Raw genomic sequence first — 18,798 nt, forward strand, 5'->3', positions numbered from 1 at the left:
TCCTACCGTCGATCGGGTGGTGAACACGCTCGCCCCGCACCGGCGCTCCGGCGTCCGGCGCTTCTGGGCCTCGACGATCGGCAAGAAAGCCGTCATGGCGGTGACCGGCGTGCTCCTGCTCGCCTTCGTGTTCGCGCACATGGTCGGCAACCTCAAGACGTTCCTGGGCGCCGCCGAGCTCAACCACTACGCCGGCTGGCTGCGCACGATCGGCGAACCGGTGCTGCGCCGCGAGTGGTTCCTCTGGCTCCAGCGCGCGGTGCTGCTCGCCGCGCTGGTCCTGCACGTCACCGCGGCGGTGCAGCTGGCCCGGCGCGACCACCGCGCCCGGCCGGTCCGGTACGTCCACCGGCCACCGGCCCGCGCGACCTTCGCGGTGCGGACGATGCGCTGGGGCGGGGCGACGCTCGCGGTGTTCGTCGTCTGGCACATCCTCGACTTCACCGTCGGCACGGTGAACCGCGGCTTCGTCCCCGGCGACGCGTACCACAACCTCGTCGCGGACTTCCGGGTCTGGTGGGTCAACCTGATCTACCTCGCCGCCCTGGCCATGCTTGGCCTGCACATCCACCACGGCTTCGCCAGCGCGGCACGCACGCTGGGCCTCACCCGCCCGCGGCGGGAACGGGCGATCCGGATCTTCGGCAGCACGACGGCGGTCGTGGTCGCGGGCGGCTACGCCCTCGTCCCGGTCGCGATCATGACGGGACTGGTGCACTGATGTCCGATTACCGCGTGGGCGACCCGATCGCCGACACCAAGGCCCCCGCCGTTCCCCTCGAAAGCCGGTGGGACGAGCGGAAGTTCGCCGCAAAACTGGTGAACCCCGCCAACCGGCGCCGGCACCGGGTGATCGTCGTGGGCACCGGGCTGGCCGGCGGCTCGGCCGGCGCGACGCTGGCCGAGCAGGGCTACCACGTCGTGCAGTTCTGCTTCCAGGACTCGCCACGGCGCGCGCACTCCGTCGCGGCCCAGGGCGGGATCAACGCCGCGAAGAACTACCGCAACGACGGCGATTCGGTATACCGGCTGTTCCACGACACGGTCAAGGGCGGCGACTTCCGGGCCCGCGAGTCCAATGTGTACCGGCTGGCCCAGGTGTCGGCGCAGATCATCGACCAGGCCGTGGCGCAGGGGGTGCCGTTCGCGCGGGAGTACGGCGGCCTGCTGGACACCCGGTCCTTCGGCGGCGTTCAAGTGCAGCGGACGTTCTACGCGCGCGGCCAGACGGGCCAGCAGCTGCTGATCGGCGCATACCAGGCGCTGTCCCGGCAGATCGACGCGGGGAACGTCGAGCTGCACGCGCGCACCGAGATGCTCGACCTCGTCGTCGCCGACGGGCGCGCCCGCGGCATCGTCGCGCGCGACCTGGTCACCGGGGAGATCACCACCCACCTGGCGGACGCCGTCGTGCTCGCGACCGGCGGCTACGGCAACGTCTTCTACCTCTCCACGAACGCGAAGGGCTCCAACGCCACGGCGATCTGGCGGGCGCACAAACGCGGCGCCCACTTCGCGAACCCGTGCTTCACCCAGATCCACCCGACGTGCATCCCGCGGTCGGGCGAACACCAGTCGAAGCTGACGCTGATGAGCGAGTCGCTGCGCAACGACGGCCGCATCTGGGTCCCGAAGCAGCCGGGCGACACCCGGCCGCCGGGGGAGATCCCCGAGGACGAGCGCGACTACTACCTCGAGCGCCTCTACCCGAGCTTCGGCAACCTCGTGCCCCGGGACATCGCTTCGCGGGCGGCGAAGAACGTGTGCGACGCCGGGTTCGGCGTCGGTCCCGGCGGACTCGGTGTCTACCTCGACTTCGCCGACGCGATCGCGCGCCTCGGCCGGCCGGCGATCGAAGCCCGCTACGGCAACCTCTTCGACATGTACCAGCGCATCACCGCGGAAGACCCGTACGCGGCCCCGATGCGGATCTACCCGGCCATCCACTACACGATGGGCGGGCTCTGGGTGGACTACGACCTGCAGAGCACCATCCCCGGGCTGTTCGTGATCGGCGAGGCGAACTTCTCCGACCACGGCGCCAACCGGCTCGGCGCGTCGGCGCTCATGCAGGGGCTCGCCGACGGCTACTTCGTGCTGCCCGCGACGGTCAACGACTACCTCGGCAGCACGCGGCTCGACGAGGTTTCCGCCTCCGCGGTCCGTGAAGCCGAGACCGAAGTGCGCGCCCGGATTTCCCGTCTCTTGGCCGTCCGGGGGACGCGGTCGGCCGACTCGTTCCACCGCGAGCTGGGGCTGCTGATGTGGGATCACTGCGGGATGTCCCGCACCCGCGAAGGCCTGCGCAAGGCCCTGGACCGGGTGCCGGAGCTGCGGGCGGAGTTCTGGCGTGACGTCCGTGTGCCCGGCGGCGGCGCGGAGTTCAACCAGGAGCTGGAAAAGGCGAACCGGGTGGCCGACTTCCTGGAGCTGGCCGAGCTCATGCTCGTCGACGCGCTCGCGCGCGAGGAGTCGTGCGGCGGGCACTTCCGCGAAGAGCACCAGACCGCCGGAGGGGAAGCCCTGCGGGACGACGAGAACTTCGCTTTCGTCGCCGCGTGGGAGTACGGCGCCGAGCCGGTGCTGCACCGCGAAGACCTGGTTTTCGAGCACGTCCACCCGACCCAGCGGAGCTACACGTGAAACTCACCGTCCGCGTCTGGCGGCAGGCCGGGCCGGCCGCCGAAGGCCGGCTGGTCGCCTACCCGGTCGACGGCATCAGCCCGGACATGTCGTTCCTGGAAATGCTGGACGTGCTGAACCAGCGGCTGATCGAAGCCGGCGACGAGCCGGTGGCGTTCGACCACGACTGCCGCGAGGGCATCTGCGGCTCGTGCGGCGTGGTGATCAACGGACAGGCGCACGGCCCCGAGCGCACGACGTCGTGCCAGCTGCACATGCGCTCCTTCGCCGACGGCGACGTGATCGACGTGGAACCGTGGCGGGCCCGGGGCTTCCCGGTCGTCAAGGACCTGGTCGTCGACCGCTCGGCGCTCGACCGGATCGTCCAGGCCGGCGGGTACGTCAGCGCCCCGACGGGCAGCGCCCCGGACGCCCACGCCACCCCGGTTCCCAAGCCGGACGCGGACCTGGCCTTCGACAACGCAACCTGCATCGGCTGCGGCGCCTGCGTGGCGGCGTGCCCGAACGGCTCGGCAACGCTGTTCACCGCGGCGAAGGTGACCCACCTGAGCCTGCTGCCGCAGGGCGCCCCTGAGCGCGCGAGCCGGGTGCTCGACATGGTGGAGGCGATGGACGCCGAGGGCTTCGGCGGCTGCACGAACACCGGCGAGTGCGTGGCGTCCTGCCCGAAGGGCATCCCGTTCACGAGCATCGCGACGCTCAACCGCGAGTACCTCGCCGCCACCCGCTCCGGCCGTGGTTGACGGCTAAGGCGCAAACTCCGGCAGCAGGGCACCGAACCGGCGCCGGCCGCGCGTGGTGATCTGCAGCTCACGGTCCTCCGGGCCGCGCCGGACCAGGCCATCGGCCAGGAACGCCTCCAGGACCTCGTGGCCCAGGACCCCGCCGAGGTGGGGGACGCGGTGGGTCCGGTCGAGGCACGCCGTCGCCGGGCGGCGGCGGCCCGGGGCCACCTCCGCCGGGGAGACGCCGAGGTCCCCGAACGCCGAGAGGTCGTCGCCGAGGGCGACTTCGGGTGCGGACCCGTCCGGTGGCCGCAGCGCTCCCCGGGAGACGAGCAGGGCGAACACCGCCACGCCGAGACGTCCCGCCGCGTGGTCGTAGCACGTGTGCGCGATGTCCGCGCCCGACTCGGCGCGGTCCGGCGGGGTGATGTTCTCATTACCGGCATAGCGCGCGAGGGCGGTGAGCACGCCGAGCAGGTCCTCGCGGCCGACGCGGTAGAGCGCGTGCCGTCCGGTGTGTTCGGCCGTCACGAGCCCGGCGGCCCGCAGCCGGGCCAGGTGGTTGCCCAGCCGCGGTGCGGTGACGCCGAGGGCGTCGGCCAGCTGCACCATCGTGTGCGGGCCTTCCGCGGCCAGCACCTGCAGGGCCGTGAGCCGCACCGGATCGGCCAGTTCGCGCGTCAGTTCGACGATCGCGCCCTGGACGGCGTTGCCCGGATCGACCAGTCCGCCCATCACCGTTCCTTCCGACGCGCCCGAGCGTAACACGCTTCACGAGATCATGAATGATGATTGCGCGGCCGCGCGGACCGTGGTTACCATTCACGCCTTCGTGAAGGGTGAGTGCATGGCTGGACTGCGAAGCCTCCTGTGGGGCCGCGGGGTTTCCGCGCTCGGCGACGGCCTCTGGTTCACGATCTGGGCGCTCTACCTCACCCGGATCGCCGGGCTCCCGGCGGTCACGGTCGGCGCCGGGCTGGCCGTGGCGAGCGCGGTGGGCATGGCCGCCGCGGTGCCGCTGGGCGCCTTCGCGGACCGGGTGGGCGCGCGGCCGGTGCTGGTCGTGCTCACCCTGGTGCGGGCCGCCGCCATGGCCGGCTACCTCGCGGTGGACGGCACCTGGTCGTTCTTGGCCGTGACGGTGCCGTTCACCGCCTTGGCCACCGGCGGGACGGCGGTGCGGACGGCGCTCATCACGGCGCTGGTCACCGAGCCCGCCGAGCGGGTGCGCGTGCTGGCGCGGCAGCGGGTGGCCCAGCACGTCGGGTACGCCGCCGGGGCCGGCCTCGGCGCCCTGGTGCTGACCGCCGACGCCCGGTGGGCCTACACCCTGGCCATCGCCGGGAACGCCGTCAGCTTCCTGGTGCTCGCCGGCGCGACCCTGCTGGTGCCCGCGCCGGCCCGGGCAAACCCGATCCCGGGAAAGCCGTCCCGGGTCGTGCTGAAGGACCGGCCGTACCTGTGCCTCACCGCGGCGACGGCCGTGCTTTCGCTGTGCTGGGCCATGTTGTCGGCCGGGTTGCCGCTGTGGCTGTCCGGCTGGACGCACCTGCCGCTGGGCCTGGGTGGCGTGGTGGTCGTGATCAGCTCGGTGGGCATCGCCGTGTTCCAGGTGCCGTTCTCGCGGTTCGCGCGCACGGCGGGCCAGGCCGCGCGGACGGCGGTGGTGTCCGGCGTGGTGCTCGCGGCGAGCTGTGTGCTGCTCGCCACGACCTCCGGCGGCTCCGGAGCGGCCGCCGTCGCGGTGGTGGGGCTGGCCGCGGTGCTGCACGTCGTCGGGGAGCTGGCGTACGTGGCCGCCGGCTGGGGCCTGTCGGTGCGGCTGATGCGCGAAGACGCCAAGGGTGCCTACCAAGGCGCGACCGAAGCGGCCACGGCCACCGTGCAGATGGTGGGGCCCGGCGTGTTCACCCTCGCCGTCGGCGGACTCGGCGGCCCGGGATGGCTGCTGGTCGCGGTGGTGTTCCTCGCGGCCGTCGCGCCCGTGCCGGCGTTGACCCGCTGGGCGGTCCGGACGCGGCAGCCCGTGCCGGCCCGCTGAGCGACGCACGTCACCTCCGCGGCCGGAACACCAGCGGGGCCGCGACGTTGTACAGAGTGTCGGTACGGCGGTGTCCCCGGGCCTCACCCCTTGCCTTCACGGAATACCGGTCACGCAGGAGCCGTGTTGTGCCTTTCGCCGCGAGGCGACCCCCGTACCGACCTCGAACTCCCGCCTCCGCTCGCAGGTCGACCCCCCTCGGACCTCCGCTGAGCGGAGGCGGGCCTAAGCCCCGTCCTCCCGGGTTTTTCCCCGCTCCCACAACACCAGGACGGCGGTCACCAGGGCGTAGCCGAACAGGAAGTCCTCGACCGGGATGTCCCACGGGAACCGCCAGCCGGTGATGCCGCCGGGGGCGTACCGGACGACCGGCGCCGACAGCTTCGTCAGCCACCCGTCCACGGGGACCTGGAAGGCCACGACGATCACCATGGTGACCCAGTACGCCGGCCGCCGGAACAGCCCGGTGCGCACCACCAGCAGCTCCGCCGCGACGACGACGAGCACCGCGGCGACGGCCGGAACCGTGTAGCCCCAAGGCATCACCGGCGCACCCGCCGCAGCAGCCGCCCGGTCAAGCCGACCCCTTCGTAGGTCAGCACGCCGCACACCGGGATCACCGCGAAGAAGAGGACTTCCTCGAGCGGGATCCCGAACGGGGTGCGCAGCCCGGTGACGAACGCCGGATCGAAGTGCCAGACACCGGCGGCGATGGCCAGCGCGTCCCAGACGAGGAACACCGCCGCCACCGGCAGCACCGCGCGCACCAGCCGGCCCGGCCTGCGGTACACCCGCGCGCCGGCCAGCTCGATCGGCAGCGTCACCAGCACGCAGACGGCGAGGACGACCAGGTATTCCGCGCGCCCCACGTCAGATCCCCGCCCGGTTCCGGCGCCACGGCGCGGCGTTCCCGGCGGCGAGCGATGCCGGCGCCCGGCGGAAACCGGCGTCGGACAGCGGCCGGCCGTCTTCTTTTCCAGTCCTTCTGCGAGCCATACGGCAGTTTACGCAACGCGGTGATCACCGCCGAGCCGAAGACGGCGGCGGATCGAGCGGCTTCCCCGTCCGGCGCGGCACGACCGCGTATCACCTCCTGCCCGCGCGGCTCTGCAAGGCGAGGAGGAACCACGATGAATGCGTTCCGATCGACCCGCCGCGCCCTGTTCGTGGCGGCCACCGTCCTGGCGTTCGGGGTGTCCGGCTGCTCGGCGTCGTCGGATCCCGGCGTGCCGAGCTCCGCCCCGGAGTCGTCCCCGGCCGCCGAAACTTCGGGCGGGGGCACCCCGAGCATGGAGCCGTCCGGGCCGGAAGCCCCGAGGCCCAGCGGCAACGGCGAACCCGCGCTCGCGCTCGCCCAGCTGCCGATCGGCGGGAACAGCGACGAAAAAGCCGCCGGGAACCAGTGCGCGACCGCCGGCTGGAACCGGCCGGAGCTGCTCCCGGACAACGGCGTCACGGTCGCCAAGATCGAAATCACGCCGCCGAAGGGCTTCAGCGTGGCCGGGGGCTGCGGAGGGCCTGCCTGCGGCTCGTTCACCTTCCGGCGGAACGCCCTCAGCTGCACCGTCCAGGTGAACGGGTTCGGCAAGGACGACGCGGAGCTGACGCTCAAGGGCAAGTTCACCTGCCCGCCCGGGCAGGGAAGCTCGTGCGGGGGACACATTTCCCTGCACGGGATCACCGGATCGGAATCGTCGGTGCCCAAATCCTCTGTGCCCAAATCTTCCGTGCCCAAATCTTCCGTGACCGAATCCTCGGTGACCGAATCCTCGTCGAGCCCCAGTGGATGAGCCGGTGGCCGGGGAACGCACGGCACCCGGCCGGATCGAGCGGCTCGTCGACGCGGGCAAATCGGTGATCCCGCCGTTGACGTTGCTCAGCGCGCTGCTGTTCTACTTCGGCTACGTCTCCGCCCGGGCGAAGTACGAATACTTCGGTGTCGACGTCGACACGATCGGGCTCGGCACGCAGGACTACGTCATGCGCAGCCCGCAGCCCCTGCTCACCCCGCTGCTCGTGTTCACCGCGGCCGGCCTGGGCGCGGTCGCGGTCCACGCCCTGGTCCGGCAGCGGATCCGGACCACGGCGCGGATGCGCCGGCTGGGCCGTGGCGTGCAGGCGGCCGGCCTGAGCGCGCTGATCGGCGGGTTGCTGCTGCTGGTGGGCTACGTCTTCCTGCGGGACTGGCCGCTGTACGGGCTGGTGACCCCGCTGCTGATCGCGGTGGGGGGCGTCCTCTACCAGTACGGCACGGCCATCCGGCTGCCACCGCGAACTCCGGGAGACGCGCCGCCCGCGAGCTCGCTCCACCGGAGTTTCGTCGTCCTCGTCTACCTGGTGATCGCCGTCAGCGTGTTCTGGATGACGGCCACCGTGGCGCAGTGGTCCGGCCGCGGGCTCGCGATGTACGAGGCGAGCCGCCTGGACAAGCTGCCCAGCGTCATCCTCGACACGAAGGAGAGCCTGTTCCTGCGCAGCCCGGGCGTCCAGGAAACGAAGCTGCCCCTCTCCGACGGGCAGACCTTCCACTACCGGTACCGGCACCTGCGGTTGCTGATCCACGGCAAGGACCGGATGTTCCTCGTGCCGGACCAGTGGTCGGCGAGCAACTCGACGATCATCGTCCCGCTGGACGGCTCGGTGCGGGTCCAGTTCCAGTTCCAGAACCGCCGGCCCTGATCCCGGCGGCTCACCGCCGCACGGCCGCCATCAGCGGGTGCCAGCGCGTCGCGTCGAAGATCAGGGTGATGGCCTCGATCTTCCCGTCGCGCAGCCGGAAGTGCTCGGCCGTGTGCTGGGTGCCGACCGGGGTGGCGGTGTGCACGTCGTAGACGAGCGTGGCCTCCGTCTCGCCGTAGAGCTCGCTGATCAGGTCGACCCCGGTGACGATCCCGACGAACCCCGCCAGCCCGTCGAGGTGGCCGCGGGCGTCGGCGGAGGCGATCAGCGGGCTCGAGAAGGTGAACGTGCCGGCCAGCTGCGCGGCCGCGGCGGTCACGTCGCCGGCGAAGCGGGCGCGGTGGTAGGCCTGGACGGTTTCTCTGGTCTGTGCGGTCATCGGTCCTCCAGGTGGCGGGCGAGGTGGTGCTGGTTTTCGGCCAGCCGCAGGCACAGGTGCCGCAGCTGGGCCGTTTCGGCGGCGGTGAACCCCCGGAAGAGCGCGGCCATGGCCAGCTGCGACGGCCGCCGGAACTCCGCCAGCCACGTCCGGCCGTCCGCGGTGATCCGGACGAGCACCGACCGCCGGTCGCGCGGGTCGGGTACGCGCTCGGCGAGCCCGGCGCGTTCCAGGGTGTCGACCAGGCCGGTCACGTTCCGGGAGCTCACCCCGGCGGAGGCGGCGAGGTCCTTGATGTTCGCTTCGCCGGTGCCGAGCCGGATCAGGATGTCGAGGGCGCCGGGGCTGAGGCCGCGGCTGTCGGTGCCCTGCGAGCGCAGCGCCTCGAGGCTCCGCGCGGCGGTGCGGACGGCGGCCGCGGCTTCGAGCGCGCCGGTGTCTTCACCGAGGGTGAACCCGGCCAGTGCGCTGCGGGCGTCGGGGGAGTAGAGCCGGTCGTCCTCGTCCCGGGGGAAGTCGATTACGTCATTCATAGTGAAGCACTACATTAGTACGTGCTTCCGTATCTTTGTCAACATCTCTGTCCGGGGCCTGTCCGCTCGCGGGCGTTAACCAGGGTTTCGCCCGGCGTTAGCCTCGCTCCCGGGACAGGTTCGCTCTTCGCCGCCCATACTGACCCGGCTCGCCACCACGACACCCCCGGAGTCCCCATGACGGACGTCAACCGACGACGTTTTCTGCAGCTGGCCGGCGGTACCGCCGCCCTTTCCGCGCTGTCCACCAGCATCGCCCGCGCCGCGGAGATCCCCGCGCACCACCGCACCGGGACGCTGCGGGACGTCGAGCACGTCGTGGTGCTGATGCAGGAGAACCGGTCGTTCGACCACTACTTCGGCTCGCTGCGCGGGGTCCGCGGCTTCGGCGACCCGCGGCCGGTGACCCTGGTCAACGGGAAGTCCGTCTGGGCGCAGTCGGACGGCAAGCGCGACATCCTGCCCTTCCGCCCCGAAGCGGACAACCTGGGCCTGCAGTTCATCCAGGACCTCCCGCACGGCTGGAAGGACACGCACGCGGCGTGGGACGGGGGTCGCTACGACAAGTGGGTGCCCGCGAAGGGCTCGACCACGATGGCGTACCTGACGCGTGAGGACATCCCGTTCCACTACGCCCTCGCCGACTCGTTCACCATCTGCGACGCCTACCACTGCTCGTTCATGGGCTCGACCGACCCGAACCGCTACTACATGTGGACCGGGTACACGGGCAACGACGGCAAGGGCGGCGGACCGGTCCTCGGCAACGACGAAAAGGGCTACTCCTGGACGACCTACCCCGAGCGCCTCGAGCAGGCCGGCGTGTCGTGGAAGATCTACCAGGACATCGGGGACGGCCTCGACGCCGCCGGCGGCTGGGGCTGGATCGATGACGCCTACCGCGGCAACTACGGCGACAACTCGCTGCTGTACTTCGACTCCTACCGCAACGCCAAGCCCGGCGACGCCCTGTACGAAAAGGCCCGCACCGGCACGAACGCCAAGGCGGGGGAGGGCTACTTCGACCGGCTGCGCGCGGACGTCAAGGCCGGGACGCTGCCGCAGGTTTCGTGGATCACCGCGCCCGAGGCGTTCTGCGAGCACCCGAACTGGCCGGTGAACTACGGCGCCTGGTACATCGCGCAGGTCCTCGACGCGCTCACGGCGAACCCGGACGTGTGGAGCAAGACCGCGCTGTTCATCACCTACGACGAAAACGACGGCTTCTTCGACCACGTCGTCCCGCCGTACGCGACCGCCGGACAGTCCACTGTGGACACGGCCGGCGAGATCTTCGCCGGTTCGGCTTCGAACCCGGCCGGGCCGTACGGGCTCGGCCAGCGCGTGCCGATGCTCGTGGTGTCGCCCTGGAGCAAGGGCGGCTACGTGTGCTCGGAGACGTTCGACCACACGTCGATCATCCGGTTCATGGAACGGCGCTTCGGCGTGCACGAGCCGAACATCTCGGCGTGGCGCCGGTCGGTGTGCGGCGACCTGACCTCGGCGTTCGACTTCGCGCGGACCGACGCGCGGGTGCCCGCCCTGCCGGACACCGCGGGCTACCTCCCGCCGGACCGCGAGCGGCACCCGGACTACGTGCCCGCCGTCCCGGCGAAAACGGTGCTGCCGAAGCAGGAGCCGGGGCTGCGGCCGGCGCGGGCGCTGCCGTACGACCTGGCGGTGGATGCCCAGGCCGGGGCGGCGGTGAACCTGTCGTTCGTCAACCAGGGCCGGGCGGGCGCGACGTTCTACGTCACCTCGCCGGGGGGTGAGCCGCGGACCTACACCGCGGGCGCGGGGTGCTCGCTCGCCGCCGCGCTGCCCGTCTCCGGGGGCTACGACTACACCGTCCACGGGCCGAACGGCTTCGTCCGGCAGTTCCGCGGCGGCTCGGCGGGACCCGAGGTGAGCGCGCGCCCGGAGGGGCGCAGCGGGAACCTGGCGCTGGTCCTGACCAACAGCGGTCCGACCCCGGTGCGGCTCACGCTGACCGACGCGTACGGCCGCCGCTCGACGTCGCGGGTCCTGCGGCCGGGCGCGCGGGTGGTCGAGGTGGTGGACACGCGGCGCAGCGGCAACTGGTACGACGTCTCGATCACCTCGGACCGCGATCCGCGGTTCCTGCGCCGCCTGGCGGGGCACGTCGAGAACGGGCGGCCGAGCACGAGCGACCCGAACACGCTCACGAACTAGGCCCTATCGGGGGTCTTCGTCACCCGGCCGTGGTGGCGTCCGTTTGCGAGGCCTGGTTCGTGGTGGGAGCGTCGGGTAACCGACTGTTTTCCCACCACGGAACCAGGAGTGCGGATGACCACCACCGAAATGCCGGCCGTGCACGAGTGCACGGTCAGCGGCTGTTCCTACAACCACGACGGCTGCCACGCCTTCGCCATCACGGTCGGCGGCGGCAACGGATCGGCGGACTGCGGAACCTTCGTCCCACTGAACACGAAGGGCGGCTTGGACCGGGTAGTCGCCCAGGTCGGCGCGTGTTCCCGGACGGACTGCCGGCACAACTCGTCGCTGGAGTGCACGGCGGACAGCATCCGAGTCGGCCCGGGCGACAGCGCCCACGCGGCGAACTGCCTGACGTACACGACGAGGTAGAGCCGGCCGGTCCCGGCGAGCGCTCTGCCGCCGCGGTCGTGAGTGGTAAGGCGGGTTAGAACCCGCCTTACCACTCACGACCGGGCGTGCGGGGGTTTCGGGGCGGCGCCGAACTCGAGGGCCGTGCGGCCGTCGGATACCTTTGTCGTCCCGCGTAGGACCAAGCCGCAGCTTTCGGCCAGTTCCGTCAGCTCGGCCACCGTCCGCTCGCGGCCGCCGAAGCACATCAGCATGAACAGGTTGATCGCCGTGGACGCGCCGTCGCGGAGCGGCTCGATCACCACCACCGTGCCGTCTTTCCCGGCCGCGCGGCGGCAGGTGGTCAGGATGGTGCGGGCGTGGTCGTCGTCCCAGTCGTGGAGGATGTCCGACAGCACGTACGCGTCCGCTCCCTCCGGCAGCGGGTCGAAGAAGCTGCCGGGCACCGCTTGCGCCCGGTCGGCGAGCCCGTCCGCCGCGAACCGGTCCGCCGCCGCGGTCGCCGAGGGCGGCAGGTCCACCACCTCCCCGCGCACCGCCGGGTGGGCGCGCAGGATCTCCGCGAGCACGAGGCCGTCCCCGCCGCCCACGTCGACGATCCGCGGGAACCGTCCCCAGTCGAAACGCGCGGCGATCTGCGGCGCCTGCACCTGGAACCGCCAGTTCATCTGGGCGTCGAACGAGCGCCGCAGCCGCGGTTCGGCGTCGATGTCGGTCCAGAAATCGCGGCCGTACCGGTGTTCGTAGGCGGGCGTGCCGGTGGTCACCGTCTCCAGCAGGTCCGCGAAGGCGAGCTCCGCGCGCCCGCCCGCGGAGCGGATGTCGAGCAGCCACCGGGCGTCGTCCGAACGCAGCTGCGCACCCAGTTCCGTGGGCCGGTAGCGGCCGGACTCCGCGTCGAAGGCGAAGACCCCGGCCGTGACGAGGTGGTCCAGCAAGCGGGCCAGCGCCGGGGGAGACGTGCGCGTGGCCGAAGCCAGCTCGGCGGCCGTCCCGTCCGCGTGGTCCGCGAGGCCGAGGGTCGCCGCTACCCGGATCGCCATGGGCGTGGCCAGCTCGGCCATCGCGAGGATCGATTGCTGCACCCGGTCGAGACTAGCGACGACGTGGCATCATGACGCCTGGCCCGATCGGCAAACCGAACGAAAGGCGCCCGCTGATGGACGCTTTACCGAACGACGACGGCGGTCCGTCGATCCGCGACATGCTGGCGGTCAACCTCCGCGCGGCGCGGGCGGCGCGCGGCCTTTCGCTGTCCGAGCTGTCCCGGCGGTCCGGCATCGGCAAGGCCACGCTGTCCCAGCTCGAGGGCGGGACCGGCAACCCGACCATCGAGACCGTCTTCAGCCTCTCCCGGGTGCTGGAAGTGGCGATCTCCGACCTGCTCGACCACCGGCCGCGCGGCGGGCTGACCGTCGTGCGGGCCGCCGAGGTCGAGGTGCTCCGCGGCGAGGGCGTCGACCTGCGGCCGCTGCGCCGGATCGAGGGCGACAACAGCGTCTTCGAGGTCTACGACCAGGTCGTCCGCGGCGACGCGCCGCAGCGCTCGCAGGGGCACGTCGGCGTCGAGCACACCGTCGTGCAGACCGGCCGGCTCCGGGTCGAGGTCGGCGGCCGGACCGTGGACCTCGGGCCCGGCGACTACGTCGCGTTCGACGCCCGCGAGCCGCACAGCTACACCGCGCCGGACGGTCCCGTGCAGTCGGTGCTACTGCTCCAGTACCGCGCGGACGAACGGCTCGACGGCCGGGCGCACCCCGTCCTGCCGGATTGACCCCGTCTCGATCGGCAACTATCGTTCGCTATATCGAACGCTGGAGGGTCGATGAACCGAACGCGGGTGGTGGTGATCGGCGCCGGCATCATCGGCACGGCGTGTGCTCGCGAACTCGCCCTGGCCGGGTTCGACGTCCTGGTCCTCGACCGCGGCCGGCCCGCGGGCGGCACCACTTCGCACGGCGAAGGCAATCTGCTGGTCTCCGACAAGGGCCCGGGCGCCGAACTCGCGCTCGCGCGGCTGTCGTCCCGGTTGTGGCCGCGGGTGCTGGCGGAAATCGCCGACGAAGACCCGCGCGCGGCGGCCGCGACGGAGTTCGACCCGAAGGGCGGCATCGTCGTGGCCACCACCGAGGCCGGTGCCGGCGCGCTCCTCGCGTTCGCCGAGGCCCAGGCCGCGGCCGGGGTCCGCACCGAGCGGCTCGACGCGGCGGACGTCGCGGCGGCCGAGCCCGCGCTGACCCGGGAGCTGACCGCCGCCGTCCGCTACTCCGACGACGCCCAGGTGCAGCCGGCCGCCGCCGCGCTCGCCCTGCTCGGTTCGGCGTTGCGCCACGGCGCCCGGCTGCGGACCGAAGCCGAGGTCACCGGCGCCCGGACGGAAGGCGGCCGGATCACCGGAGTGCAGGTGGCGGGCGAAGTCGTCGAGGCCGACGTCGTGGTGAACGCGGCGGGCCCGTGGGCGGGTGCCTGCTCGGCCCGGCTGGCGGCGCCGATCGCGGTCCGGCCCCGGCGCGGCGAGGTCCTGGTGACCACGCCGATGCCGGGCGTGGTGCGGCACAAGGTCTACGACGCGGACTACGTCGGCGCGGTCGGCACGGACAGCGGCGAACTGCAGACGTCGGCGGTGGTCGAGTCGACGCGGGGCGGCACGGTGCTGATCGGCTCGTCCCGCCGCCGGGTGGGCTTCGACGACACGATCCGGCCGCACGTGCTGGGCGCGATCGCGGCCAAGGCGGTCCGGCTGTTCCCGGCACTGGCCGACGCCGCGGTGATGCGCGCGTACGGCGGTTTCCGGCCGTACGTCGACGACCACCTGCCGGTGCTGGGCGAGGACCCGAGGCTCGGCAACCTGTGGCACGCCACCGGACACGAAGGGGCCGGGATCGGCTTGAGCGTCGGGACGGCCCGGTTGCTGCGCGATCTGCTGACCGGCGCGACCCCGTCGATGCCGGTGGACGAGTTCACTGTGGACCGGCCGGCGGTGCTGGCGTGAGCGAGCGGCCGATCACGATCACCGTCGACGGCGAGACCGTGACCGGGGCCGCCGGGCAGACCGTCGCCGGCGTCCTCCTCGCCGCCGGGCGGCTGTCCTGGCGCACCACGCGGTCCGGCGCGCCGCGCGGGGTCTTCTGCGGGATCGGGGCCTGCTTCGACTGCCTGCTCACCGTCAACGGCGTCGCCGACGTCCGCGCCTGCCGCCGCCGCGCCGCCGACGGCGACGAGGTCCGGACCCAGTCGCGGGAGGAGGGCGCGTGAGGCACGTCGTCATCGTCGGCGCCGGGCCCGCCGGGCTCGCGGCGGCCGAGCACGCGCTCGCCGCCGGGGCCGACGTCACCGTCCTGGACCAGGCGGACGCCCCGGGCGGCCAGTACCACCGGGGAGCGGCACACCGGTTCGATGCGCTCCTGAGCCGGTGCACGTGGTGGCCGGAAAGCACGGTCTGGGCCCTGGAAGGCCAGCGGGTCCACGTCCTGCGCGGCCCGGCCGACGGGACGAGCCGGCGACGCCACACCCTCGAACCCGACGCGCTGGTCCTGGCCACCGGCGCGCACGACCGCGTCCTGCCGTTCCCCGGCTGGCAGTTGCCCGGCGTCTTCACCGCGGGCGCCGCGCAGGCGCTGGCCAAGGGGGAGGGGGTCGCCGTCGGGCGGCGGGTGCTCGTCGCCGGGGCCGGGCCGTTCCTGCTGCCGGTCGCCGAGTCCCTTTTGGACGTCGGCGCCGGAATACTCGCTGTCCTGGAAGCGAACCCGGCGAAGACCGTCCTCAAGGGATGGTCCTGGCGCGCGGCGGCGCACATCGGCAAGATGAACGAACTGGTTCGTTACGCCGCCACGCTGGCCCGGCACCGCGTCCCGTACCGCATGGGCGAGGCGGTGATCGAAGCCCGCGGCGGCGACCGGGTCCGCGAAGCCGTCACCGCGCGGGTCCGCGCGGACTGGTCGGTCGTCCCCGGCACCGAGCGCACCCACGAGGTCGACGCCCTCTGCGTCGGGCACGGGTTCGCGGGGCAACCCGAACTGGCCGTCGCGGCCGGCTGCGCCCTCGACGGCGGCTTCGTCCGGGTCGGCGACGACCAGCGCACCAGCGTCGCCGGGGTGTTCGCCGCCGGGGAGCTCACCGGCATCGGCGGTGCGGTCGCCGCCGCGGCGGAAGGAGCGGTCGCCGGGTGGGCCGCCGCCGGGAGGACGCCGGGCCGTGCGCTGATCAAGCGCCGTGACCGCTCCCGCGCCTTCGCCCGCCGCTTGGCCGCCGCCCACCCGATCGGTGCGGCGTGGCCCGGGTGGCTGCGCGAGGACACCGTCGTCTGCCGCTGCGAAGAAACCACCTACGGCGATCTGCGCAGCGCCGCCGCGGACCCGGCCACCCCGGGTCCGCACGCGCTCAAGCTCGGCACCCGCGCCGGGCTCGGCCCGTGCCAGGGGCGGATGTGCGGCGCGGCCGTCGCCGAACTGTGTGGGAGCACCGAGCGGCACCACCGTCCGATCGCCCAGCCGATCCGCCTGGGCGAGCTCGCCGATCCGAAGGAGACCCCATGAAGACCCGCGACCTCGGGGGCGTGGTCGTCGCCGCCGCGCTGCCCTACCGGGCCGACGACACGGCACCGGCCGGGCTGGCCGTCGACTACGACGCCTACGCCGAACACTGCCGGTGGCTCGTCGAAAACGGCTGCCGCGGTGTCGGGCCGAACGGCTCCCTCGGCGAGTACTCCTCGCTCACCGACGACGAACGCCGCCGCGTCGCCCGCACCGCGATCGAAGCCGTCGGGACGGACGGGATCGTCGTCGTCGGCGTCCACGGCCCCGGCGCGCACCAGGCGCGGTACTGGGCGGAGGCAGCGGCCGAGGACGGCGCGCACGGCGTGCTGTGCCTGCCGCCGACGCTCTACCGCGCCAACCGCGGCGAGGTGCTCACCCACTTCGAGGCCGTCGCGTCGGTGGGCCTGCCGGTGATGGTCTACAACAACCCGTTCGACACCAAGGTCGACCTCACGCCGGACCTGCTGGCCGAGCTCGCGCAGATCGACAACGTCGTGGCCGTCAAGGAGTTCTCCGGCGACGTCCGCCGCGTGCTGGAGATCCGCGAGCGGGCGCCGGGGCTGGCGGTGATCGGCGGCGCCGACGACGTCGTCCTGGAAAGCCTGCTGATGGGCGCGTCCGGGTGGTTCGCCGGGTTCCCCAACGTGTTCCCGGCCGAATCGGCGCGCCTGTTCGAGCTGGCCACGGCGGGCAAGCTCGAGGAGGCCAGGGCGCTTTACGAGCCGCTCGTGGCCGCGTTCCGCTGGGACTCCCGCACCGAATTCGTCCAGGCCATCAAGCTCGGGATGGACATGGTGGGCCGTCGCGGCGGACCGTGCCGTCCGCCGCGGGGACCGCTCTCGGACGTCCACCGCGAGCAGGTCCGCGCCGACATGGGCCGCGCGCTCGCGGCGCTGGGGGTGGCGTAGATGCGGTCTTCGCGCGCGATCACGGCGGTCGACTCGCACACCGAGGGCATGCCGACCCGGGTGGTGACCGGCGGGGTGGCGCCGATCCCCGGCGCCACGATGGCCGAGCGGCGGCGGTACTTCATGGCGCACCTGGACCACCTCCGGCAGTTCCTGATGCACGAGCCGCGCGGCCACTCCGCGATGAGCGGCGCGATCCTGCAGCCGCCCTGCCGCGAGGACGCGGACTGGGGCGTGGTGTACATCGAGGTGTCCGGCTGCCTGCCGATGTGCGGGCACGGCACGATCGGCGTGGCGACGGTGCTGGTGGAGACGGGCATGGTCGAGGTGACCGAGCCGACGACGGTGGTCCGCCTGGACACGCCGGCCGGGCTGGTGCACGCCGAGGTCACCGTTCGCGACGGGCGCGCTTCCCGGGTCAAGCTGCGCAACGTCGCTTCGTTCCTCGCCGAGCGCGACGCCGAAGTGTCCGTGCCCGGCCTGGGCCGGGTCCGCTACGACCTGGCCTACGGCGGCAACTTCTACGCCATCCTGGACCTGTCCTCGGTGGGCATCCCGTTCGACCGGGCCGAGAAGGACCGCATTCTCGCGGCCGGGCTGGCGATCATGGACGCGATCAACGAGCAGCGGCCGCCGAAGCACCCGGAGGACCCGCTCATCGGCGGGTGCAAGCACGTCCAGTTCCTCGCCCCGGGCTCGGACGCGCGGGCGTCGCGGAACGCGATGGCGATCCACCCGGGCTGGTTCGACCGGTCGCCGTGCGGCACCGGCACGTCCGCCCGGATGGCCCAGCTGCACGCCCGCGGCGAACTGCCGCTGCACACGCCGTTCGAGAACGCATCGTTCATCGGCACGACGTTCACGGGCGAGCTGGTGGCCGAGACGACGGTGGGTGGCGTGCCGGCGGTGGTCCCGGAGTTCTCCGGCCGGGCCTGGATCACCGGCACCGCGACCTACCTGCTCGACCCGGACGACCCGTTCCCGACGGGGTTCGTGCTCTAGACGGGCTGCCAGAGTTCGATCCGGTGGCCTTCGGGGTCGGTGACCCAGCCGAACCGCCCGACGCCGGCCATGTCCTGGACGTCGTCGGCCACGTCGGCGCCGCGGGCGCGGAGCTGTTCGAGCATGGCGTCGAGGTCGCGGACCCGGAAGTTGAGCATGGTCTGCTGGGTTTCGGAGCCGAAGTAGTCGGTCCCGGCCTCGAACGGCGCGAAGACGGTCGGGCCGGGCTCCTGCTGCCAGACGCCGTTTTCGTCGGTGTCGAGACCGAGGCAGTCGCGGTACCAGGCGCCGAGGGCTGCGGGGTCCGCCGCGCGGATGAAGTACCCGCCGATTCCGAGCACACGTTCCATGCCGCGATCCTGCCAGCCCGGCCGCCGCCGGGAGCGGTGACACGCGGACGGTGCCGTCCACTCCGGGCGGCGGCTGTGATCGTCCGGCGCTGCGCCGGCCGGGCCTCGGCCGACGCGGGACCACGCGTGCGCCGAGGTCAGCCGGTGGCGCAGGCCGCCGTCGTGCCGGTGCCGGTTCCGTGCAGCCGGACGCCCGCGGAAAACTGGCGCTGTGGCCGTTTCGCCGACGTTTCACGGTGACGTTCGTGGCCGAAACGCTTCCGGTGACGCGGGGTGCCGTCGATCGGCGCCGTCGTCGTCGATCGCCTCGGCAGCGCCCGAGGTCACCGTGACCATTCCCGTAATTCAGCGACCGACCTGGACGTCGTCGAGGGTGCCGAGGGCGTCGGGGACGAGGACGGCGGCGGAGTGGTAGGC

At 72.7% G+C, this 18,798-nt stretch carries 22 protein-coding genes; 14 read left to right on the top strand and 8 right to left on the bottom strand.

Annotated elements, in window-relative coordinates; genetic code table 11:
• Positions 1-16: 16 nt before the first annotated feature.
• Genes C2L58_RS35785 through C2L58_RS35795 form a run of 3 tightly spaced genes read left to right on the top strand, consistent with a single transcriptional unit; the run spans position 17 to position 3,386 of the window.
• Positions 17-721 carry a succinate dehydrogenase cytochrome b subunit gene (locus C2L58_RS35785; RefSeq protein WP_103342072.1) on the top strand — a complete coding sequence of 235 codons (705 nt, stop codon included), beginning with the start codon at positions 17-19 and terminating at the stop codon, positions 719-721.
• Positions 721-2,643, top strand: coding sequence for a fumarate reductase/succinate dehydrogenase flavoprotein subunit (locus C2L58_RS35790; RefSeq protein ID WP_103342073.1), 1,923 nt, complete (start codon positions 721-723; stop codon positions 2,641-2,643). Before C2L58_RS35785 ends, C2L58_RS35790 begins: the two co-directional genes overlap by 1 nt.
• On the top strand, positions 2,640-3,386 hold the full coding sequence (locus tag C2L58_RS35795) for a succinate dehydrogenase/fumarate reductase iron-sulfur subunit (RefSeq protein WP_103342074.1): 747 nt from the start codon (positions 2,640-2,642) through the stop codon (positions 3,384-3,386). The genes C2L58_RS35790 and C2L58_RS35795 overlap by 4 nt, the downstream gene beginning before the upstream one ends.
• Positions 3,387-3,389: 3 nt before the next feature.
• On the opposite strand, the gene C2L58_RS35800 is transcribed toward C2L58_RS35795, so the two are convergent.
• Positions 3,390-4,103 (bottom strand): ArsR/SmtB family transcription factor, encoded by a 714-nt coding sequence (locus tag C2L58_RS35800; protein ID WP_103342075.1) that lies wholly within the window; start codon positions 4,101-4,103, stop codon positions 3,390-3,392.
• A 112-nt stretch (positions 4,104-4,215) separates the two neighbouring features.
• Here C2L58_RS35800 and C2L58_RS35805 point away from each other — a divergent pair, with 112 nt between their 5' ends.
• Positions 4,216-5,409 carry an MFS transporter gene (locus C2L58_RS35805; protein ID WP_103342076.1) on the top strand — a complete coding sequence of 398 codons (1,194 nt, stop codon included), beginning with the start codon at positions 4,216-4,218 and terminating at the stop codon, positions 5,407-5,409.
• A 225-nt stretch (positions 5,410-5,634) separates the two neighbouring features.
• On the opposite strand, the gene C2L58_RS35810 is transcribed toward C2L58_RS35805, so the two are convergent.
• Together C2L58_RS35810 and C2L58_RS35815 are read right to left on the bottom strand one after the other, a co-directional pair.
• Complete coding sequence (locus tag C2L58_RS35810; protein WP_103342077.1) at positions 5,635-5,952, bottom strand: lycopene cyclase domain-containing protein; 318 nt, start codon at positions 5,950-5,952, stop codon at positions 5,635-5,637.
• Positions 5,952-6,278, bottom strand: a complete 327-nt coding sequence (locus tag C2L58_RS35815; RefSeq protein WP_103342078.1) for a lycopene cyclase domain-containing protein — start codon at positions 6,276-6,278, stop codon at positions 5,952-5,954. Before C2L58_RS35815 ends, C2L58_RS35810 begins: the two co-directional genes overlap by 1 nt.
• 261 nt (positions 6,279-6,539) lie before the next feature.
• Here C2L58_RS35815 and C2L58_RS35820 point away from each other — a divergent pair, with 261 nt between their 5' ends.
• Positions 6,540-7,199, top strand: a complete 660-nt coding sequence (locus C2L58_RS35820; protein WP_103342079.1) for a hypothetical protein — start codon at positions 6,540-6,542, stop codon at positions 7,197-7,199.
• Positions 7,200-7,203: 4 nt separating this feature from the next.
• Positions 7,204-8,088: a hypothetical protein gene (locus C2L58_RS35825; RefSeq protein WP_103342080.1), complete on the top strand. Its 885-nt coding sequence runs from the start codon at positions 7,204-7,206 to the stop codon at positions 8,086-8,088.
• Positions 8,089-8,098: 10 nt separating this feature from the next.
• On the opposite strand, the gene C2L58_RS35830 is transcribed toward C2L58_RS35825, so the two are convergent.
• On the bottom strand, positions 8,099-8,467 hold the full coding sequence (locus tag C2L58_RS35830) for a hypothetical protein (RefSeq protein WP_103342081.1): 369 nt from the start codon (positions 8,465-8,467) through the stop codon (positions 8,099-8,101).
• On the bottom strand, positions 8,464-9,000 hold the full coding sequence (locus C2L58_RS35835) for a MarR family winged helix-turn-helix transcriptional regulator (protein WP_103342082.1): 537 nt from the start codon (positions 8,998-9,000) through the stop codon (positions 8,464-8,466). Before C2L58_RS35835 ends, C2L58_RS35830 begins: the two co-directional genes overlap by 4 nt.
• Positions 9,001-9,177: 177 nt before the next feature.
• Here C2L58_RS35835 and C2L58_RS35840 point away from each other — a divergent pair, with 177 nt between their 5' ends.
• Positions 9,178-11,193: a phosphocholine-specific phospholipase C gene (locus tag C2L58_RS35840; RefSeq protein ID WP_103342083.1), complete on the top strand. Its 2,016-nt coding sequence runs from the start codon at positions 9,178-9,180 to the stop codon at positions 11,191-11,193.
• A 114-nt stretch (positions 11,194-11,307) separates the two neighbouring features.
• Positions 11,308-11,607 (top strand): DUF1540 domain-containing protein, encoded by a 300-nt coding sequence (locus tag C2L58_RS35845; RefSeq protein WP_103342084.1) that lies wholly within the window; start codon positions 11,308-11,310, stop codon positions 11,605-11,607.
• Positions 11,608-11,681: 74 nt separating this feature from the next.
• Here the strand turns inward: C2L58_RS35845 and C2L58_RS35850 are convergent, their stop codons facing one another.
• Positions 11,682-12,671: a methyltransferase gene (locus C2L58_RS35850; RefSeq protein ID WP_103342085.1), complete on the bottom strand. Its 990-nt coding sequence runs from the start codon at positions 12,669-12,671 to the stop codon at positions 11,682-11,684.
• Between the two features lie 74 nt (positions 12,672-12,745).
• Here C2L58_RS35850 and C2L58_RS35855 point away from each other — a divergent pair, with 74 nt between their 5' ends.
• The 6 genes from C2L58_RS35855 to C2L58_RS35880 are packed head-to-tail and all read left to right on the top strand — an operon-like array spanning position 12,746 to position 18,031.
• Positions 12,746-13,360, top strand: coding sequence for a helix-turn-helix domain-containing protein (locus C2L58_RS35855; RefSeq protein ID WP_103342086.1), 615 nt, complete (start codon positions 12,746-12,748; stop codon positions 13,358-13,360).
• A gap of 51 nt (positions 13,361-13,411) precedes the next feature.
• Positions 13,412-14,578, top strand: coding sequence for an NAD(P)/FAD-dependent oxidoreductase (locus tag C2L58_RS35860; RefSeq protein WP_103342087.1), 1,167 nt, complete (start codon positions 13,412-13,414; stop codon positions 14,576-14,578).
• Positions 14,575-14,841 (top strand): (2Fe-2S)-binding protein, encoded by a 267-nt coding sequence (locus C2L58_RS35865; RefSeq protein WP_103342088.1) that lies wholly within the window; start codon positions 14,575-14,577, stop codon positions 14,839-14,841. The genes C2L58_RS35860 and C2L58_RS35865 overlap by 4 nt, the downstream gene beginning before the upstream one ends.
• The gene (locus C2L58_RS35870; protein WP_103342089.1) at positions 14,838-16,121 is read left to right on the top strand and encodes an FAD/NAD(P)-dependent oxidoreductase; all 1,284 of its coding nucleotides are present in this window, start codon (positions 14,838-14,840) and stop codon (positions 16,119-16,121) included. The genes C2L58_RS35865 and C2L58_RS35870 overlap by 4 nt, the downstream gene beginning before the upstream one ends.
• Entirely contained in the window at positions 16,118-17,029 is a 912-nt protein-coding gene (locus tag C2L58_RS35875) for a dihydrodipicolinate synthase family protein (RefSeq protein WP_103342090.1), read from the top strand. The genes C2L58_RS35870 and C2L58_RS35875 overlap by 4 nt, the downstream gene beginning before the upstream one ends.
• Positions 17,030-18,031, top strand: coding sequence for a proline racemase family protein (locus tag C2L58_RS35880; RefSeq protein WP_103342091.1), 1,002 nt, complete (start codon positions 17,030-17,032; stop codon positions 18,029-18,031).
• Here C2L58_RS35880 and C2L58_RS35885 read toward each other — a convergent pair.
• Together C2L58_RS35885 and C2L58_RS51590 are read right to left on the bottom strand one after the other, a co-directional pair.
• A complete protein-coding gene (locus C2L58_RS35885) occupies positions 18,028-18,381 on the bottom strand; it encodes a VOC family protein (protein ID WP_103342092.1) in 354 nt (117 codons plus the stop codon). The genes C2L58_RS35880 and C2L58_RS35885 overlap by 4 nt on opposite strands.
• Before the next feature lie 345 nt (positions 18,382-18,726).
• Positions 18,727-18,798: hypothetical protein (locus C2L58_RS51590; RefSeq protein ID WP_369903980.1), on the bottom strand; the 72-nt coding region annotated here is incomplete at its 5' end.

It is taken from the genome of Amycolatopsis sp. CA-126428, assembly GCF_002904335.1.
Classification (GTDB): domain Bacteria; phylum Actinomycetota; class Actinomycetes; order Mycobacteriales; family Pseudonocardiaceae; genus Amycolatopsis.

Excerpts from the sequence above, each read along its gene's own strand:
- C2L58_RS35790 (WP_103342073.1), top strand. The coding sequence starts at position 721 with ATGTCCGATTACCGCGTGGGCGACCCGATCGCCGACACCAAGGCCCCC.
- C2L58_RS35800 (WP_103342075.1), bottom strand. The coding sequence starts at position 4,103 with ATGGGCGGACTGGTCGATCCGGGCAACGCCGTCCAGGGCGCGATCGTC.
- C2L58_RS35805 (WP_103342076.1), top strand. The coding sequence starts at position 4,216 with ATGGCTGGACTGCGAAGCCTCCTGTGGGGCCGCGGGGTTTCCGCGCTC.
- C2L58_RS35810 (WP_103342077.1), bottom strand. The coding sequence starts at position 5,952 with ATGCCTTGGGGCTACACGGTTCCGGCCGTCGCCGCGGTGCTCGTCGTC.
- C2L58_RS35820 (WP_103342079.1), top strand. The coding sequence starts at position 6,540 with ATGAATGCGTTCCGATCGACCCGCCGCGCCCTGTTCGTGGCGGCCACC.
- C2L58_RS35830 (WP_103342081.1), bottom strand. The coding sequence starts at position 8,467 with ATGACCGCACAGACCAGAGAAACCGTCCAGGCCTACCACCGCGCCCGC.
- C2L58_RS35835 (WP_103342082.1), bottom strand. The coding sequence starts at position 9,000 with ATGAATGACGTAATCGACTTCCCCCGGGACGAGGACGACCGGCTCTAC.
- C2L58_RS35840 (WP_103342083.1), top strand. The coding sequence starts at position 9,178 with ATGACGGACGTCAACCGACGACGTTTTCTGCAGCTGGCCGGCGGTACC.
- C2L58_RS35845 (WP_103342084.1), top strand. The coding sequence starts at position 11,308 with ATGACCACCACCGAAATGCCGGCCGTGCACGAGTGCACGGTCAGCGGC.
- C2L58_RS35855 (WP_103342086.1), top strand. The coding sequence starts at position 12,746 with ATGGACGCTTTACCGAACGACGACGGCGGTCCGTCGATCCGCGACATG.
- C2L58_RS35860 (WP_103342087.1), top strand. The coding sequence starts at position 13,412 with ATGAACCGAACGCGGGTGGTGGTGATCGGCGCCGGCATCATCGGCACG.
- C2L58_RS35875 (WP_103342090.1), top strand. The coding sequence starts at position 16,118 with ATGAAGACCCGCGACCTCGGGGGCGTGGTCGTCGCCGCCGCGCTGCCC.
- C2L58_RS35880 (WP_103342091.1), top strand. The coding sequence starts at position 17,030 with ATGCGGTCTTCGCGCGCGATCACGGCGGTCGACTCGCACACCGAGGGC.
- C2L58_RS35885 (WP_103342092.1), bottom strand. The coding sequence starts at position 18,381 with ATGGAACGTGTGCTCGGAATCGGCGGGTACTTCATCCGCGCGGCGGAC.